The sequence below is a fragment of the Pseudundibacterium arcticum genome, from assembly GCF_042646465.1.
In the GTDB taxonomy this organism is placed as follows: domain Bacteria; phylum Pseudomonadota; class Gammaproteobacteria; order Burkholderiales; family Burkholderiaceae_D; genus Undibacterium_A; species Undibacterium_A arcticum.
The window spans coordinates 154,039-170,102 of record NZ_JBHRTP010000054.1; the positions used below are offsets into that span (position 1 = coordinate 154,039).

Consider the following 16,064-nt stretch of genomic DNA (forward strand, 5'->3'; position numbering starts at 1 on the left):
TCAAGCTCGAGCCGGGCCAGTTGCATCATTCGCATTCGCTGCGCCCTCTGCGGTCCTCACCCGCGGCACCTTGCCGCTCTCGATATCCTGATACCAGAGATCGTGATGCTCCCGGGCCCATTCGTCGTCGACAAGACCGGTGGCCATCGCATCGAATGCGCCCTCCACGCCTATCGTCCCCATATAGATGTGGCCGAACGCCGCAGTGATCAGCAACACCGTGCCGACGATGTGGATGACGCTCGCAATTTGCAGGTTGCCGCGGGTGTAATCCAGACCGGGAACCAATAAGTCCAGCACCAGGCCCGAGCCGCTGACGATCAGCCCGAGCAGCGTCAAGCCACCCCAGAACCAGAGCTTCTCGCCAGCATTGAAGCGGCCGGCGCTGACGTGTGTCTTGTTGAACAGGCCGCCGAGCTTGAGCAGCCATTTCAGGTCCGCCGCTTGCGGGAAGTTGTCCTTGACGAAGGTAATGAAAGTCACCACGATCGCGACCGCAAAAATCGGCCCGACGAAATTGTGCAGATTCTTGCAGGCATAGGCCAGCCAGCCGAACAAGCCATGACCGAATAGCGGCATCATCACGTATTTGCCAAACAGCATGGTCAGCCCGGATACGGCCAGAACTACAAAGCTGATCGCCGTGGTCCAATGGACGGTGCGCTCGAATGAGGTAAAGCGTTCTATCAAGCGACCAACCGGCCCCTGTTTCATTCGTAGGGGGCCGACAATCAGATACATCGCAATCACGCCAAGCGCTGCGGCGATCAACAGCCAGCCCCCGATATGCGTCAGCGGACCGTTGCGATAATTGCGCCAGGCCTCCCCTGCAGTGGTCGCGTGCGGCTGTCCTGGAAACTGGGCTTTGGGCTGAATCAGTACACCTGCCTCGAGCGCCGGCAGGCTGGAATAATTCTTGCCGCCCTGCTTGATGATGCGGTAAGTCGGCGCCAGGTTGCCCGGCTGGTCCCTGGTGCGCTCGGCCTGATTCTGCTTCAGGATGTCGATCGATTCGATCGACTGCAGCGGCTGCGACGCTTGGGCAGGCTGGCTATCTTGGGTTGTGGCCGGGGCTGGTTGTGCTGTTGGTGGTGCAGGATTGACGGCAGCCGACTTGGCCGCGTCATCATATTGTGCCAGCGCGACATCGGCCGCCAATGTCATCAGCGCACCGAGCGATACGCCGAGGGCAAGACCGCCAATCCACTTTTTCATGTCCACTCCTCTCGCGCGGCAGTCAGTTGACCCGGTTGTACTCGTTTTGCGATTGGGCCCGCGTGCGCAACTGGGTCTCCCATCTGGCTTTGTCGCCCGGAGTCCAGCCAGCAGCGACGTAGGGATCCTGCGCGCCTTGCCATGGTTTGCCATCGGTCTTGTGACCGGAAGCGACTATCGACTGGTCTTTTTCACCGCAACCGGCCAGCATGAGCAGTGCCAGCAGCGGCAGCAGCGGCAGCACAAACAGCGCCGCGCCAGCGATCGATAAAGGTCGCTTCATGATTTTTGCTCCGTCGGTGCCTGGGCATCCGGGTGTGGCGCCTTGCCGTAAGCGGTGCCCCAACCCCAGACCTCACTGCCCTTGCCGCGCCGCACCACGCGGTTGCGGAAAATCTCGGAGATGACATCGCCATCGCCGCCGAGCAGCGCCTTGGTGGAACACATTTCTGCACACAGCGGCAGTTTCCCTTCGGCCAGCCGATTACGACCGTATTTCTCAAATTCCACCGGCGAGCCATCGGGCTCCGGGCCACCGGCACAGAAGGTGCATTTGTCCATCTTGCCGCGCAGCCCAAACGTGCCGTTCGACGGGAATTGCGGCGCACCGAACGGACAGGCATATGAACAATAACCGCAACCGATGCAAATATCCTTGTCATGCAGCACCACACCTTCGTCGGTGCGATAGAAGCAATCAACCGGGCAGACCGCCATGCATGGCGCGTCGGAACAGTGCATGCAGGCTACCGAGATCGATTTTTCCTGCCCCACCACACCGTCATTGATCGTGACCACGCGGCGCCGGTTCACGCCCCACGGAACCTCGTGCTCGTTCTTGCAGGCGGTAACGCACGCATTGCATTCGATGCAGCGCTCCGCGTCGCAAATGAATTTCATCCTTGCCATTTGTTTGTCCCCTCAACAAATTGCGTTGCCGCTGCTTTGCCTAGTACGATGGTCAGGCGACGATCCGTTCGATATTGCAGATCGTGGTCTTGGTTTCCTGCATCATCGTCACCGAATCGTAGCCATAGGTCGTCGCGGTATTGACGGCCTCGCCGCGCACGATCGGCGCCGCACCTTCCGGGTAATACTCCTTCAGGTCGCGGCCCTGCCACCAGCCTGAAAAATGGAACGGAATGAACGCCGTATCGACGCCCACGCGCGGCGTGACCAGCGCCTTGACCTTGATGCGCGCCCCGGTCGGGGTCGACACGATGCAGTACTCGCCATCGCGGATGCCGCGATCGGCGGCCGCCTTCGGATTGATTTCGACGAAATTTTCCTGCTGCAGCTCGGCCAGCCAGGGATTCGAGCGCGTTTCTTCGCCGCCGCCTTCGAATTCCACCAGCCGTCCGGAGGTCAGGATGATCGGGAATTTTTCGTACAGTTTGGCTTCGACGTTCTTCTGCTGCAGCGACTTGTACAGGGTCGGCATGCGCCAGAATGTCTTCTTGTCATCGTGGGTCGGGTATTTGGCGACCAGGTCGGGACGGGTGCCATACAGCGGCTCGCGATGCAGCGGCACCGGGTCGGGGAAATTCCACACGACGGCACGGGCCTTGGCATTGCCAAACGGATGGCAGCCATGATTTTTCATCACCACACGGATGATGCCGCCCGACAGATCGGTCTTCCAGTTCTTGCCTTCGGCGGCCTTTTTCTCGGCATCGGTCAGTTCATCCCACCAGCCGAGCTTTTTCATCAGCACATGATCGAATTCCGGATAGCCGGTGGTGATGTCGGCGCCCTTCGAATGGGATCCATCCTCCGCCAGCAGATTGACGCCATCTTTCTCGACCCCGAAGTTGGCGCGGAAATTGCCGCCGCCGTCCATCACATGCACCGAGGTATCGTACAAATTAGCCGAGCCCGGGTGTTTCAATTCGGGCGTACCGTAGCAGGGCCAAGGCAAGCCGAAGTAGTCACCGGTCATGTCATAACCGGACACTTTATCCTTGCCGCCGGCGCAGCGCAGCGTCTTGACGTCGAACAGGTGCATGTTGCGCATGTGCGCCTTCAGGCGCTGCGGCGACTGGCCTGAGTAGCCGATGGTGAAGGTGCCACGATTGATCTCTTCCAGCATCGATTCCGGCTCGGGTTCCATCATGCCGCCCTTGCCCGGCACCAGTTTGATCTTGGCGACCAGCTCCTTGCCGAAGCCGAGCTTTTGCGCCAGCTGATACATGATCATCTGATCGGTGCGCGATTCAAACAGCGGCTCGATCACCTTCTCGCGCCACTGCAACGAACGATTCGACGCGGTGACGGAACCGGAGGTCTCGAATTGCGTGGCGGCCGGCAGCAAGTAAACCACCCGGTTCGGATTGAGCTGCTGGCCGTCGACCTGCATCGCCGCCATCGCTGCGGTGGCCGAAGGATACGGGTCGATCACGACCAGCAGATCGAGTTTGTCGAACGCCTTCTTCATGTCCAGACCGCGCGTCTGCGAATTGGGCGCATGGCCCCAGAACAACATCGCCTTGACGTTGTTGTCCTGGTCGATCAGCTCAGGCTTTTCGAGCACGGCATCGACCCAGCGCGACACCGTCGTGCCGGATTTCTCCATCATTTCCTGCGACGCGAACTGTTTCTTGACCCATTCGTAATCGACACCCCACACCGCACACCAGTGCTTCCAGGCCCCGGTCGCCAGGCCATAGTAACCAGGCAGGGAATCCGGATTCGGGCCAACGTCGGTCGCGCCTTGCACATTGTCGTGGCCGCGGAAAATGTTGGTGCCGCCGCCGGACTTGCCGACATTACCCAAAGCCAGCTGCAGGATGCACGACGCGCGCACGATCGCATTGCCGATGCTGTGCTGGGTTTGCCCCATGCACCAAATCACCGTGGACGGCCGGTTTTTCGCCAGCGTTTCGGCCGCCTTGTAGACTTCCGCTTCCGGCACGCCGCAAGCCTCTTCGACCTTGTCCGGCGTCCACGTCATTACCTCTTCGCGGACCTTGTCCATGCCGTAGACGCGGTCATTGATGTACTTCTGGTCTTCCCAGCCATTCTTGAAGATGTGGTACAGCATGCCGTACAGGAAAGGGATGTCGGCACCCGATCGGATACGGATGTAGTGATCGGATTTGGCCGCCGTGCGCGTGTAGCGCGGATCCACGACGATCATCTTGCAGCCGGTTTCCTTCGCGTGCAGAATGTGCAGCATCGATACCGGATGCGCTTCCGCAGCATTCGAGCCGATAAACATCGCCGCCTTCGCGTTCTGAATATCGTTGTAGCTGTTGGTCATCGCGCCATAACCCCAGGTATTGGCTACGCCGGCCACCGTGGTCGAGTGGCAGATGCGCGCCTGGTGATCGCAGTTATTGGAGCCGAAGAACGAGACGAACTTGCGCAACAGCGCGGCTTGTTCATTGTTGTGTTTGGACGAACCGACCCAGAACACAGAATCCGGACCACTGGTTTTTTTGATGTCCAATAATTTGGCGGAAATCTCGGTGAGTGCCGTATCCCAGCTGATGCGCTGATACTTGCCGTTGACCAGCTTCATCGGGTATTTCAGGCGGTAATCGCCATGGCCATGCTCGCGGACGGCGGCACCCTTGGCACAATGCGCGCCCAGGTTGAGCGGCGAATCGAACACTGGTTCCTGCCGAACCCAGACCCCGTTCTCGACGACCGCATCGATTGCGCAGCCAACTGAACAATGGGTGCAAACCGTGCGCCGGACCTGGATCTTGCTGGCGGCGGGCTGATTGCCATCGGCTGCCTTCGCCCGCCGGATCAATCCCAGTTGCGCCGCCGCGATTCCGGCGCCAACCCCGATGCCGGAGCGCTTCAGGAATGCGCGCCGGTCCATCGTCGGCAAAGCGCGCGACAGGCTGTCGGCAAGGCTATTGGAAAGATGGGAAGCAGAACCACTAGGAGAACGCCGTCCAGCGTCACCCTTGCGAGTCAACAGCATGGTTGTCACCTCGATTTAAATGGTGGTGGTGCGGTAGTACTTTTTGATGTGTTCGGTCAGGCGATAGCTTTTGCCTTCAGGCTCGGTCTGCGGCGACGTTGCATCGCTCGCGACCAGTGCAGGACTCAGTTTCAGCGCGGCGCCCGCGGCAGCCAGCAGCCCGAGTCCGCCGAAGAAGCTGCGACGCGTCGTCTTGCGTACTTCTTCCATACTGCCCCCAATGGATAGGACATCAGTCAGGCCATTTCCAAATTTGCAATTTCCCAGATTTTTTCAATCTAGCACAATTTTTAATCTATTACACACAATTGACAATCTTATCTATTCCATATCAAACGCCTGCATCTCGATGTCGAAAAAAATCCGGGTCAAATGTGCTACTGCAGCATAAAACCTGGCTTGCGGGTGACTTTCCAAGGCCGTGCACAACTCCTGCACCCATGGCTGCAGATGCGTCGCAAAAAAATTCTTCTGAATCGCCAGGTTGGCCTGAAGCACGTCGTCAGATGCGATCAAATACCGCATCACCTCGCACAAGGTGGCGAAATGATCCTCGCTCTCGATCACGGTGTCCGCCTTTTGCAGACCCAGTTGCGCCAAGTCGTTGCGCAGCGCAATCAGCGGCTTTTCCATCAGGAAGCCGGACAAATAGTAAGAGCCGTACAAGAATATCTCGGGCTTGCCGACACCGATGAACAGTGCCTCATACTCGTCGCGTACCGCCTCGGCGCTCAGCTCGCGGCAGGCCTCTACCAAGCCGCGCCAACCATGCTGCAGCACAGCATAACCACTCGCCGGCGCCGTCGCCAGCGTATCGAGCAAGGCCTGCGGCGGCGGCGCATAGAACAGGCTTGCCAGCAGACCGTACAGGTCGGCGCGCGCGGTTTCTTCGCCGTGATCGGGGGTTTCGAATTTCAGTGGCTGGCTGGTGGTCATTTGATCCCTGGTCAACGCTGGCGCTTCAATTCACTGATCGATGGTGTAATCAATGTCTCGTTCTTGTTTTCCATCATGTCGATCACGCGGCAGTCGGCGCACATCCGGATCCGGTCCAGGTTGCCCGAAAACGCACTGTGCGCCGCAAGTTTGGCCAGCATGTTGTCGATCATTTGGAGCGTGCCGAACGGCTTGTTGCAGCGTATGCAGTGATGCGGCTGCGCCTCGTTCAGCACCCGCGCCTGCTTCGCGACATCGGTCAGCAGCAGCCGGGGCGTCAACGTGATCGCGGACTCCGGGCAGGTCTTCTCGCACAGCCCGCATTGCACGCAGTTCTTTTCCAGAAAACGCAGCTGCGGCGAGGCCGGGTTGTCCATCAGGGCCGATGCCGGACAGGCGCCGACGCACGACATACAGAGCGTGCAGGTGGCTTTATTGACGCTGACCGTACCGTACAAGGCGCCCGCTGGCAACGCGATTTCTTCGGGCTGGTGCGGTGCGCAGTCCAGCAAGTGTTCCAATACAAAATCGAGCGTGGTGCGCTTTTCCGCCGCCACGTTGAACACGGCGCGGGCCACCGGCGCCTGCGCCGGTTGCAAGCCGTGCAGCGCACTCTCCAGTTGCACCGGGGTGGTAGCGCGGATCAGCTGCAGGTGCGTTCCCGCATAACCGAGGCCGGTCAGGATCGCCTGCGCAACCTGCATCTGCTGCGTCAGCGCAGCGACGTATTGCGGCGCCTCTTCGTCGGTCAGCAGCACCGCCACATTGGCCGCACCATAAGCGACCGCGCTGAGCCATAGATCGATGCCGGTCGAGGCGGTGTGCTGCAGGTCGACCGGAATCACGCGGGCCGGCACGCCCTTGCCACCGCGCGCTACCATGCGCCCCAAGCGCCCGATCAGGTCTGCGCCCTGCTCCTTGCTGTGGAACAATAATGCGGCCTGGGTGCCGCCTGCCTTGGCATAGGTCGACAGCAGAGTTTTCAGCCGCAGCCCGAGGTCCGGTGCGCGCGGGTAGGCATAGGTCAGCGCGCCTGACGGGCATACGGTGGTGCAGGCGCCGCAACCGACGCATAGATGAGGATTGACCGTCACGTGATTGCCATGATGGCTGACTGCCGCGGCCGAACAGACCTCGATGCAGGCGTTGCAGCCGATTTTTTCGTTGCGGCTATGGACGCACAACGAATCCTTGTAGCTGAAAAATTTGGGCTTTTCGAATTCGCCGACCAGCTGCGTCAATTTCAGCACATCGTTGAGCTGGCGCGTCGGATCGGCGCCCGGCGCGAAGTAACCTTGCGGCGGCTGGTGCAACGCTATCGTCGGCGCCTCCGACAAATCGAAAATCAGGTCGAATTCGCCGCTGCGGTCGGTCGCCTCGCGCATGAAATCGATCGCGCCGATCGGCCCGCAGGCCTTGACGCAATCGCGGTGCGACTTGCATTTATCCAGGTCGATCTGGTAAGTCAGATCGATCGCCTGTTCCGGGCAGGCGTCGACGCAGGCATTGCAGCGCGTACAGGTTTCCAGGTCGATCGGATTGGCCTGCTGCCAGGAAACCTTAAAAGCGCCGAGCCAGCCTCCGATACGGACCTTGTGACCGGAAAATATCGGGAATGAACGGTCCTGCAATATTTCGTCGGAGCGGCCGTCGGTCAGCAGCACGCTCACATCGAGCTGCGATGCAAGACGCCTGGCCCACGGCAGCGTCCGCGCGGCTGGCCCGACGATTAACACATGGCCGCCTGATTCGTAGCCGACCACCGGCACCGGCTCCGGGTCGGGCAAGGCCGCCACAGCCAGCAGCGCCGCCATCTTCGGCAATGCCTGCTTCGCGTCGGCGCCCCAGCCGCCAGTTTCGCGGATATTGACGAACCGGATCGTGGCGACCGCCTGTTTTTGCTGCGCCAGTTCGGTAAATAGCGCACGCTCCTGGGTGCAGGCGACGACCACATCGTCGCCCCCTTGCAGCGGCTGCAAATAGGAACCAAGCTCGCGCCGGCACAACTCGCTGGCGACCGGTAGCGCGCCGGTGCCGAGCGCCTCGCCCAATTTGGCGCCGGCCGCGGCATCCAGCGGCATCGACCGGTTGCAGCTACAGACCTTGAATTGTGTGCTCATGCAGCGCCTTTTGGCTTGATTTCGGCGTGATTGGAGGTGGCAGGAAATGTCGATGGCGGCGGATCGTCGGAGGCGGTAATCGACGACGTATCCGGTTCGGACGGCGTGGGCGTATCGGCCGGCTCTGCCCCGCTTGCGTCCGCCGCAACCGCAGCGCCGGCCGACACGGAAGCCGGCGCCGGCAACAGCGAAGTCAGCTGCGACAATGGCGCCGTCAATTGCGCCAGCGGGTCGAGTAGCGCTTTTGCATGATTCAGGGCGGCCAGCATGCCGGGTGGCATCGGATCGGCCTTGCCGTAATCGTCGATATAGGTATCGAGGCCGTCCATCACATTGAAATGTGGATTGGTGAACAATTTTTTCAATGCAGAGCGCTTGACTGTTTCATCGACGCCTTGCGCCAGAAACGGCGAGAAGTCCGAATCCTGGTGCAGGCCGGCAACATCGTCGAGCGTCGGCAGCGCTCGCGCGCCGGGTGCGGTTGGTTCGGCGGTCGACGCCGTGGGGCGCGGTATGGGATTCGAAGCCGCGAGGTCGCCGCCATCGGGCAGCGGCGGCTTGGGCTTGGCCCAGCGAGTGAAGAAATGCTCAGCCGCCATGGCCGCTTCCTTCCGCCTTGGCCATCTGCTCCACCGCAGCGCCGCCCTCGAACGACGGCTTCTTGCGTTTGTGTTTCGGTTCCGGGCGGTAGTGCTCGGCGACAAACGCGGCCAGCCATTCGATGATGTCGGACGACGCGGGCAAGGTGTCGACCTGCTCGCCGCCATCCATCAGCCGCGCAGCCTCGTTGTAGGACAGCGTGACAGTCTTGGGCACGGCGACATCGAGGTCATCGATCGGCTCCATGCGCCACATTATGAACCAGCATGGCAACGCGGCGCTGATATTGAGGAAATACCCTTCCGCCTCGTCGCTGAACAGCTTGATGTCGAAGCCGGGAAAAAGCCAGCGCATGTCATCGCCGACGTCGCCATCCGCACTGCCGTTGCGCAAACAAAGTGCGCTGCGCTGCGCGGCCCCCAGATCACTGGTCACTTCCAGCGGTCGCCATTGCTGCGACTGCCAGCGGTTATGCAGCGAGCGGCGCTGCATAACGACACCGACGGTGATTGCCTCTGTCTCCATGATGTTCGATATGCCTTTTTGGGTGAGGACACATTGATACCAAAAGAGCTACGCCTTGTTGTATGCGGTGTTGCAGGCATAAAGCTTCTGCGCACCGCATCCACCTTGGCGCATGATTGCCGTGACTCCTGCATGTTGCGCGCCGTGCTGGTCGCTTGCCGGCCTCAGCGCTCGTCATTCTCCCTTCAAAGGCAGGTGGAAGATGGCCGAGGCCACCTCCAGCGATCAGTCGTTCTTGATAACGATACTCGGAAACTTGCTGCTCATGTCCTTGGCCTTTTCCGCCACCTTGACCGCCAGCTTGCGCGCGATTGTTTTGTAAATCGCTGCGACCGGGCCGTCCGGGTCGGCCACCACGGTCGGCTTGCCGGTATCGGTCTGTTGCCGGATCGACATCGTCAGCGGCAGGCCGCCGAGGAACTCGACGCCATATTCGGCGCACATCTTCTCACCGCCGCCGGCACCGAAGATCGGCTCGGCATGGCCACAATTGGTGCAGATATGGGTGCTCATGTTTTCGACCACGCCGAGGATCGGGATGTCGACCTTCTCGAACATCTTCAGGCCCTTGCGGGCGTCGAGCAAGGCGATGTCCTGCGGCGTGGTGACGATGACGGCGCCGGTGACCGGCACCTTCTGCGACAGCGTCAGCTGGATATCGCCGGTGCCGGGCGGCATGTCGACGATCAGGTAATCCAGGTCGCGCCAGTTGGTCTGTTCCAGCAATTGCGTGAGCGCCTGCGTCACGATCGGGCCGCGCCACACCATCGGTTCATCGGGGTCGATCATGAAACCGATCGAGGAGACCTGCAGGCCGTGGTTTTCCAGCGGCTCCATGGTCTTGCCATCGATGGTCTCGGGGCGGCCGGAGATACCCATCATCATCGGCTGCGACGGGCCGTAAATGTCGGCGTCCAGAATGCCGACCGAAGCGCCTTCGGCGGCCAGCGCCAGCGCCAGGTTGACTGCGGTGGTTGATTTGCCGACGCCGCCCTTGCCGGAAGCGATGGCGATGATGTTCTTCACGTTCGGCAACAGCTTGACGCCGCGCTGCACGGTGTGGGTAATGACCTTGCTGTGAACATCGACGCTGACGTTGCCGATGCCGGGAATGGCGCGCAGCGCAGCGATCACGCTTTTACGGATGCCGTCGAACTGGCTCTTGGCCGGATAACCGAGCTCGATCTCGAGCGCGACATCGGCGCCGTCGATCTGGATGTTTTTGGCGGATTTGCTGCTGACGAAGTCTTTATTGGTGTTGGGATCGATAACTGTGGACAGGGCTTGCTTGACCGCTTCTACTGTGACGCTCATGAATGTCTCCGGATGTGATCACCAAGTCTAGCGCAATTCCGCCGCTGCGGCACACTCTCGTGGCGCCGGGGGTCCGGTGCCGGCTATCCATGCGTTTTCGGCGTTTCGGCTGGTAAAATGCTTGTTTTACTCGCTGGAAGCGCATTAACCATGACCCGCAAGCTGTTCGTTACCACTGCCCTCCCCTACGCCAATGGCGCGTTTCATATCGGTCACATCATGGAATACATCCAGGCCGACATCTGGGTGCGGTTCCAGCGAATGCAGGGCCATGAAGTCAATTTTGTGTGCGCCGACGATGCGCACGGCGCGCCGATCATGATCGCGGCCGAAAAAGCCGGCGTCACGCCGCAGGAATTCGTTGCCGAGATCGCGGCTGGCCGCAAGCAGTACCTCGACGGCTTCCATATCGGCTTCGACAACTGGCACTCGACCGACGGCCCGGAAAACCACGAGCTGTCGCGCGACATCTATCGCCGGCTGAAGGCAGCCGGTTTCATCACCAGCAAAACGGTGGAACAGTTCTACGACCCGGTCAAGAGCATGTTCCTGCCGGATCGCTACATCAAGGGCGAATGCCCGACCTGCGGTGCCAAGGACCAATACGGCGACTCCTGTGAAGTCTGCAGCGCAGTCTACGCGCCGACCGACCTGAAGAACCCGTACTCGACGCTGACCGGCGCGACGCCGGTGATGAAGTCGTCCGAGCACTTCTTCTTCAAGCTGTCCGACCCGCAATGCGTCGAATTTCTGCGCGGCTGGGCGCTCGGCGATGTCGACGGCAAACCGCGACTGCAGCCGGAAATCGCCAACAAGGCGCGCGAATGGCTGGAGGACAAGGATAGCGATGATGGCACCGTGAAACATGGCCTGGGCGACTGGGACATCAGCCGCGATGCGCCCTACTTCGGCATCGAGATTCCGGACGAGCCGGGCAAATATTTCTACGTCTGGCTCGACGCGCCGGTCGGCTACCTGGCTTCGCTGAAAAATTACTTCAACAAGACCGGACGCGACTTCGACGCCTTCATGGCTGATCCGAGCACCGAGCAGTACCACTTCATCGGCAAGGACATCACCTATTTCCACACGCTGTTCTGGCCGGCGATGCTGCACTTTGCCGGACTGAAAACGCCGGACAATATTTTCGTGCACGGCTTCATCACGGTCTCCGGCGAGAAGATGTCGAAATCGCGCGGCACCGGCATCTCGCCGCTACGCTATCTCGACATCGGCATGAATCCGGAATGGCTGCGGTATTACATTGCGGCCAAGCTCAGTGCCAAGGTCGAGGATGTGGACTTCAACCCGGACGATTTTGTGGCGCGGGTCAATAGCGATCTGATCGGCAAGTTCGTCAATATCGCGAGCCGCTCGGCCGGCTTCATCGCCAAGAAATTCGACGGCAAAATCGCGTCGCAATGGGCCACCGGGGCCGATCCTTTCCTGGCCACGCTGCGTAGCGCGGCGGGCGAGATTCAGGCGCTGTATGACCACCGCGAATTCGGCAAGGCGCTGCGCGCGGTGATGGATCAGGCCGATATCGTCAATGCCTATGTCGATGCCAACAAGCCGTGGGAACTGGCGAAGGACGCCGCCAACAACGACAAGCTGCACGAAGTCTGCAGTCGCCTGCTCGAAGCGTTCCGAATTCTGACGATTTTCCTGAAGCCGGTATTGCCGGAATTGGCGAAACAGGTCGAAGCCCTGCTGAACCTGGCGCCGATGCAATGGGAGGACGTACTGCATCCGTTGCCGCACGGCCACCAGGTCAATGCCTATGCACACCTGATGCAGCGGGTTGATCCGAAGATGCTGGATGCGTTGTTCGAGATGCCGGAGTCTCTCCCTAGTGCGGCGGCCGCACCCCCATCCCGGCCTTCCCCCTCAGAAGGGGAAGGTGAGAACGGCGAGGCGATTGAAGCACTCGCCCCCGAGATTAAGCTGGATGATTTTGCCAAGATCGACCTGCGCATCGCCCAGATCGTCAATTGCGAGCACGTCGACGGCTCCGACAAGCTGTTGCGTCTGACGCTCGATGTCGGCGAGGGACGGCATCGCAACGTGTTCTCCGGCATCAAATCGGGCTACCGGCCGGAAGACCTGATCGGCAAGCTGACCATCATGGTGGCCAACCTGGCGCCGCGCAAGATGAAGTTCGGCGTGTCGGAAGGCATGGTGCTGGCGGCTTCCGCCGCCGACGAAAAAGCCAATCCCGGCATCTACATCCTGAACCCATGGCCGGGCGCCGCGCCGGGCATGCGAGTGCGCTAGAGACGGGGTGATGCGCATTCTGGTGCGTCCGGCCGAGAGCGGCGACGCTCACTTGATCGCCGACCTGACGCGTGCCGCGTGTCGCGTGGGCCGGCAAGGTGTAACTATTCAGCCGCAGCTAGCGATGATTTAGCAATCCCAACCAGCCGTTCGTCCTGAGTAGCCCATCGGGCGTATCGAAGGCTGCCCAGCCTTCGATACGCTCCCTTCGATACGCTCCCTTCGATACGCTTCGCTACTCAGGGCGAACGGGCCTACTCAGGTCGAACGGCCTTTTGTGTAGCAATCATTCAACCCGTCATGGCGGGCTGAACAGTGACGATAAATCAAAAAAAAGCCAGTATATCCAATTCATTGAAGTTTTCTGTGCTGGACAAGGCAATTTCTCCGGGAGTATATTGATCTTTCGCGCATCAGGCATCAATGCCCGGCCGCGCGATCCTCCGACGACGAAGTCCGTGTTACCTGCCGGCTGTCGATGTCAAAATGCACGTTGAAAAACCGGGGTTCCGTGCTCTGGTGCAGATAGCGCCAATCCCAGACCTCCTCGTTCTTCAGCTTGAATTCGACGATAGTACGTGGCTTGCCGAGCAGCCGACGGACCTCCTCCTTGCTCATCCCGGTCCGGATGTTGGCGAAGTTTTCATCGGTCAGCACCTGCTGGTAATCCTGCAACTTGCCGTATTGGTCGATGGTAAACATCCAGGTGCGGTGGCCGGCCGGGCCTTTCGGATATTCCAGCGTGCGGGCGCCGTCCTCCTCTTCCCATACGGTTTCCGGCGGCCCCATCACCATCCGCACGTCGGATTCGCCCGAAATCCCTTTTTCCAGCTGGTCCAATCCGACCTCCTCAGGGAAACGTCCTCGTTGATCGCAGGCGACCACCAGAATCACGCTCGCCAGCGCCAAAACGCCCCGTTTCCATCGATTCATGTTATCCCCTTGATAAGATGCAGCGCCACGCCCGGAATAGAAACTGCCGGCACCGTCTGCGTGGCTCAAATATGGTCATAAGACAGGGTAGAATGGCGTCTGCTCTCACCATGCTATCAAATACAACATGAAACTCAGCAAGCAATTCAAGGGATATGAGTCGGAAATCACCCTGTTCATCAAGCAACTCAAGCAGGAAAGACCCGGTCTGGAAGAATCGCAGCGCCTCGGCCGCGCCCTGCTGTGGGACAAGGCCCCGATCGGACTCGACACGCAGGAGCGCGCCAACGAGTCAAGCGTGCAGCAACAAGCCTACGTTTACCAGAACAAGCTCTGATCCCGGCCGATCGGGCACCGACCGCATCTGAGATTGCATTAGTGTGACAACCACCGTAGACAGGACCGAGCTGACCGCGGACGCCGCCGCGCTGGCGCCGTTGGGAGCGCGCGACTCGACTCCCGACGTGGTCGATGGCATCGGTTTTGCCCGGTTGTACGGCGAGCCGTTGTTCAAGCTGCCGAACGACTTGTACATTCCACCCGACGCGCTGGAAGTATTCCTGGAAGCGTTCGAGGGTCCGCTGGACCTGCTGCTATATCTGATCCGCAAGCAAAATTTCAATATCCTCGACATTCCGATGGCGCAGGTTACGCTGCAATATCTGAAGTACGTCGACCAGATCCGCGTCCACAATCTGGAACTGGCAGCCGAATATCTGCTGATGGCCGCGATGCTGATAGAAATCAAATCGCGCATGCTGCTACCGGCTCGCAAAGCCGATGCCGGCGACGAGGTCGGCGACCCGCGTGCCGAACTGGTGCGCAGGCTGCTGGAATACGAGCAGATGAAACTGGCCGCGCAGGACATCAACACACTGCCGCAACTCGGCCGCGATTTCGTTCGCACCCAGATTTTTATCGAGCAAAGCCTGATACCGCGCTGGCCGGATGTCGATGTGGTGGATCTGCAGTCGGCCTGGGCCGATCTGCTGAAACGTGCGAAGCTGACCCAGCACCACAAGATCAGCCGCCAGGAACTGTCGGTACGCGAACATATGTCGGCCATCCTGCGCCAGTTGCAATCGGCCCGGTTCGTCGAATTCTCCGATCTGTTCGACCCGACGCGCGGGGTACCGGTAGTGGTCGTCAATTTCATCGCGCTGCTCGAACTGGCGAAAGAGACACTGATTGAAATCACCCAGGCCGAGCCGTTCGCACCGATCTACGTGCGGCTGGCCTATTCACCGGACTGATGCCGGCTCATTATTTATTCCTTCCTGCCGCCATGACAGCTGATTTTGCAGCTGACACGTGCTCGGCAGGGGCCACATTATCCAAGCTCATCGCATGAAGGCGAGACCATGAAAATCATCTCCTCGATTGAAGAATTACGCGACCAGTTGCGCGGACAGCTGCGCACCGTATTCGTACCCACCATGGGCAATCTGCATGAAGGCCACCTGTCGCTGATGCGCCTGGCGCGCAAGCATGGCGATCCAATCGTTGCGTCGATCTTCGTCAATCGCCTGCAATTCGGACCGAATGAAGATTTCGACAAATATCCGCGCACCTTCCAGGCCGACGTCGAAAAACTGGAAAAGGAAGGCGTCTACGTGCTGTTTGCGCCGACCGAAAAAGACCTGTACCCGGAACCGCAGGAATTTCGCGTGAATCCGCCGGATGGCATCGGCAATATCCTTGAGGGCGAATTCCGTCCCGGCTTTTTCACCGGCGTGACCACGGTCGTGCTCAAGCTGTTTGCGTGCGTGCAGCCGCGCGTGGCCGTGTTCGGCAAGAAGGATTATCAGCAGCTGATGATCGTGCGCAATATGAGCAAGCAGTTCGCACTACCGACCGAGATCATCGCGGCCGAAACCTGGCGCGCCGATGACGGGCTGGCACTGTCGTCGCGCAACATGTATCTGTCCGAAGCCGAGCGCGCCGAAGCGCCGGCCCTGTTCCGGACCCTGAACGAAGTCGCCAACGAGGTGCGCGGCGGCCATCTGGACGTATTCGCGCTGGAGCATGAGGCGATGGACCGACTCAGCAAGCGCGGCTGGAAACCGGACTACATCTCGATCCGTAAGCGGGTCGATCTGCAACCGCCGGCTGCCGGCGACATCGCCCAGTCCGAACCGCTGGTAGTGGTGGCTGCCGCCAAGCTGGGTGGCACGCGCCTGATTGACAATCTGGAAATCTGACCGCTGGTCAGG

The 16,064-nt window shown here is 60.1% G+C and carries 15 protein-coding genes; 4 read left to right on the top strand and 11 right to left on the bottom strand.

All coding sequences use genetic code 11. The features are described from left to right. The 10 genes from ACFOFO_RS17225 to apbC form a co-directional block, all read right to left on the bottom strand. Entirely contained in the window at positions 1-1,215 is a 1,215-nt protein-coding gene (locus ACFOFO_RS17225) for a formate dehydrogenase subunit gamma (protein WP_390332142.1), read from the bottom strand. A 22-nt stretch (positions 1,216-1,237) separates the two neighbouring features. Next, entirely contained in the window at positions 1,238-1,498 is a 261-nt protein-coding gene (locus ACFOFO_RS17230) for a hypothetical protein (RefSeq protein WP_390325582.1), read from the bottom strand. Then, on the bottom strand, positions 1,495-2,124 hold the full coding sequence (gene fdh3B, locus ACFOFO_RS17235; protein WP_390325584.1) for a formate dehydrogenase FDH3 subunit beta: 630 nt from the start codon (positions 2,122-2,124) through the stop codon (positions 1,495-1,497). The genes ACFOFO_RS17230 and fdh3B overlap by 4 nt, the downstream gene beginning before the upstream one ends. A gap of 52 nt (positions 2,125-2,176) precedes the next feature. Continuing rightward, positions 2,177-5,149 carry a formate dehydrogenase subunit alpha gene (locus tag ACFOFO_RS17240; protein WP_390332145.1) on the bottom strand — a complete coding sequence of 991 codons (2,973 nt, stop codon included), beginning with the start codon at positions 5,147-5,149 and terminating at the stop codon, positions 2,177-2,179. A 15-nt stretch (positions 5,150-5,164) separates the two neighbouring features. Beyond that, positions 5,165-5,359: a hypothetical protein gene (locus ACFOFO_RS17245; RefSeq protein ID WP_390332148.1), complete on the bottom strand. Its 195-nt coding sequence runs from the start codon at positions 5,357-5,359 to the stop codon at positions 5,165-5,167. Positions 5,360-5,470: 111 nt separating this feature from the next. Then, complete coding sequence (locus ACFOFO_RS17250; protein ID WP_390328160.1) at positions 5,471-6,085, bottom strand: TorD/DmsD family molecular chaperone; 615 nt, start codon at positions 6,083-6,085, stop codon at positions 5,471-5,473. 11 nt (positions 6,086-6,096) lie between these two features. After that, positions 6,097-8,205: a 4Fe-4S binding protein gene (locus ACFOFO_RS17255; RefSeq protein WP_390325589.1), complete on the bottom strand. Its 2,109-nt coding sequence runs from the start codon at positions 8,203-8,205 to the stop codon at positions 6,097-6,099. Beyond that, entirely contained in the window at positions 8,202-8,804 is a 603-nt protein-coding gene (locus ACFOFO_RS17260) for a DUF3306 domain-containing protein (protein ID WP_390325591.1), read from the bottom strand. The genes ACFOFO_RS17255 and ACFOFO_RS17260 overlap by 4 nt, the downstream gene beginning before the upstream one ends. Further along, the gene (locus tag ACFOFO_RS17265; protein WP_390325594.1) at positions 8,794-9,330 is read right to left on the bottom strand and encodes a DUF3305 domain-containing protein; all 537 of its coding nucleotides are present in this window, start codon (positions 9,328-9,330) and stop codon (positions 8,794-8,796) included. The genes ACFOFO_RS17260 and ACFOFO_RS17265 overlap by 11 nt, the downstream gene beginning before the upstream one ends. Positions 9,331-9,555: 225 nt before the next feature. Further along, positions 9,556-10,644 (bottom strand): iron-sulfur cluster carrier protein ApbC, encoded by a 1,089-nt coding sequence (gene apbC / locus ACFOFO_RS17270; protein ID WP_390325596.1) that lies wholly within the window; start codon positions 10,642-10,644, stop codon positions 9,556-9,558. 150 nt (positions 10,645-10,794) lie between these two features. Between apbC and metG the strand changes: the two genes are divergently transcribed. Further along, positions 10,795-12,918 carry a methionine--tRNA ligase gene (metG, locus tag ACFOFO_RS17275; RefSeq protein WP_390325598.1) on the top strand — a complete coding sequence of 708 codons (2,124 nt, stop codon included), beginning with the start codon at positions 10,795-10,797 and terminating at the stop codon, positions 12,916-12,918. Between the two features lie 420 nt (positions 12,919-13,338). Here metG and bamE read toward each other — a convergent pair whose 3' ends face one another. Then, positions 13,339-13,851, bottom strand: coding sequence for an outer membrane protein assembly factor BamE domain-containing protein (bamE, locus tag ACFOFO_RS17280; protein ID WP_390325599.1), 513 nt, complete (start codon positions 13,849-13,851; stop codon positions 13,339-13,341). Between the two features lie 127 nt (positions 13,852-13,978). On the opposite strand from bamE, the gene ACFOFO_RS17285 reads away from it, so the two are divergent. The 3 genes from ACFOFO_RS17285 (at position 13,979) to panC (ending at position 16,052) form a co-directional block, all read left to right on the top strand. Next, positions 13,979-14,188, top strand: coding sequence for a DUF3460 family protein (locus tag ACFOFO_RS17285; protein WP_390325601.1), 210 nt, complete (start codon positions 13,979-13,981; stop codon positions 14,186-14,188). Between the two features lie 43 nt (positions 14,189-14,231). Beyond that, on the top strand, positions 14,232-15,104 hold the full coding sequence (locus ACFOFO_RS17290) for a segregation and condensation protein A (protein WP_390325603.1): 873 nt from the start codon (positions 14,232-14,234) through the stop codon (positions 15,102-15,104). A gap of 108 nt (positions 15,105-15,212) precedes the next feature. Then, complete coding sequence (gene panC / locus ACFOFO_RS17295) at positions 15,213-16,052, top strand: pantoate--beta-alanine ligase (RefSeq protein WP_390332150.1); 840 nt, start codon at positions 15,213-15,215, stop codon at positions 16,050-16,052. Positions 16,053-16,064: the final 12 nt, after the last annotated feature.

What these genes read in the sequence shown, in the direction of transcription:
- ACFOFO_RS17240 (WP_390332145.1), bottom strand. Translation starts at nt 5,149, where the DNA reads ATGCTGTTGACTCGCAAGGGTGACGCTGGACGGCGTTCTCCTAGTGGT.
- bamE (WP_390325599.1), bottom strand. Translation starts at nt 13,851, where the DNA reads ATGAATCGATGGAAACGGGGCGTTTTGGCGCTGGCGAGCGTGATTCTG.
- ACFOFO_RS17230 (WP_390325582.1), bottom strand. Translation starts at nt 1,498, where the DNA reads ATGAAGCGACCTTTATCGATCGCTGGCGCGGCGCTGTTTGTGCTGCCG.
- ACFOFO_RS17250 (WP_390328160.1), bottom strand. Translation starts at nt 6,085, where the DNA reads ATGACCACCAGCCAGCCACTGAAATTCGAAACCCCCGATCACGGCGAA.
- ACFOFO_RS17225 (WP_390332142.1), bottom strand. Translation starts at nt 1,215, where the DNA reads ATGAAAAAGTGGATTGGCGGTCTTGCCCTCGGCGTATCGCTCGGTGCG.
- metG (WP_390325598.1), top strand. Translation starts at nt 10,795, where the DNA reads ATGACCCGCAAGCTGTTCGTTACCACTGCCCTCCCCTACGCCAATGGC.
- ACFOFO_RS17285 (WP_390325601.1), top strand. Translation starts at nt 13,979, where the DNA reads ATGAAACTCAGCAAGCAATTCAAGGGATATGAGTCGGAAATCACCCTG.
- ACFOFO_RS17260 (WP_390325591.1), bottom strand. Translation starts at nt 8,804, where the DNA reads ATGGCGGCTGAGCATTTCTTCACTCGCTGGGCCAAGCCCAAGCCGCCG.
- apbC (WP_390325596.1), bottom strand. Translation starts at nt 10,644, where the DNA reads ATGAGCGTCACAGTAGAAGCGGTCAAGCAAGCCCTGTCCACAGTTATC.
- ACFOFO_RS17255 (WP_390325589.1), bottom strand. Translation starts at nt 8,205, where the DNA reads ATGAGCACACAATTCAAGGTCTGTAGCTGCAACCGGTCGATGCCGCTG.
- ACFOFO_RS17265 (WP_390325594.1), bottom strand. Translation starts at nt 9,330, where the DNA reads ATGGAGACAGAGGCAATCACCGTCGGTGTCGTTATGCAGCGCCGCTCG.
- panC (WP_390332150.1), top strand. Translation starts at nt 15,213, where the DNA reads ATGAAAATCATCTCCTCGATTGAAGAATTACGCGACCAGTTGCGCGGA.
- ACFOFO_RS17245 (WP_390332148.1), bottom strand. Translation starts at nt 5,359, where the DNA reads ATGGAAGAAGTACGCAAGACGACGCGTCGCAGCTTCTTCGGCGGACTC.
- fdh3B (WP_390325584.1), bottom strand. Translation starts at nt 2,124, where the DNA reads ATGGCAAGGATGAAATTCATTTGCGACGCGGAGCGCTGCATCGAATGC.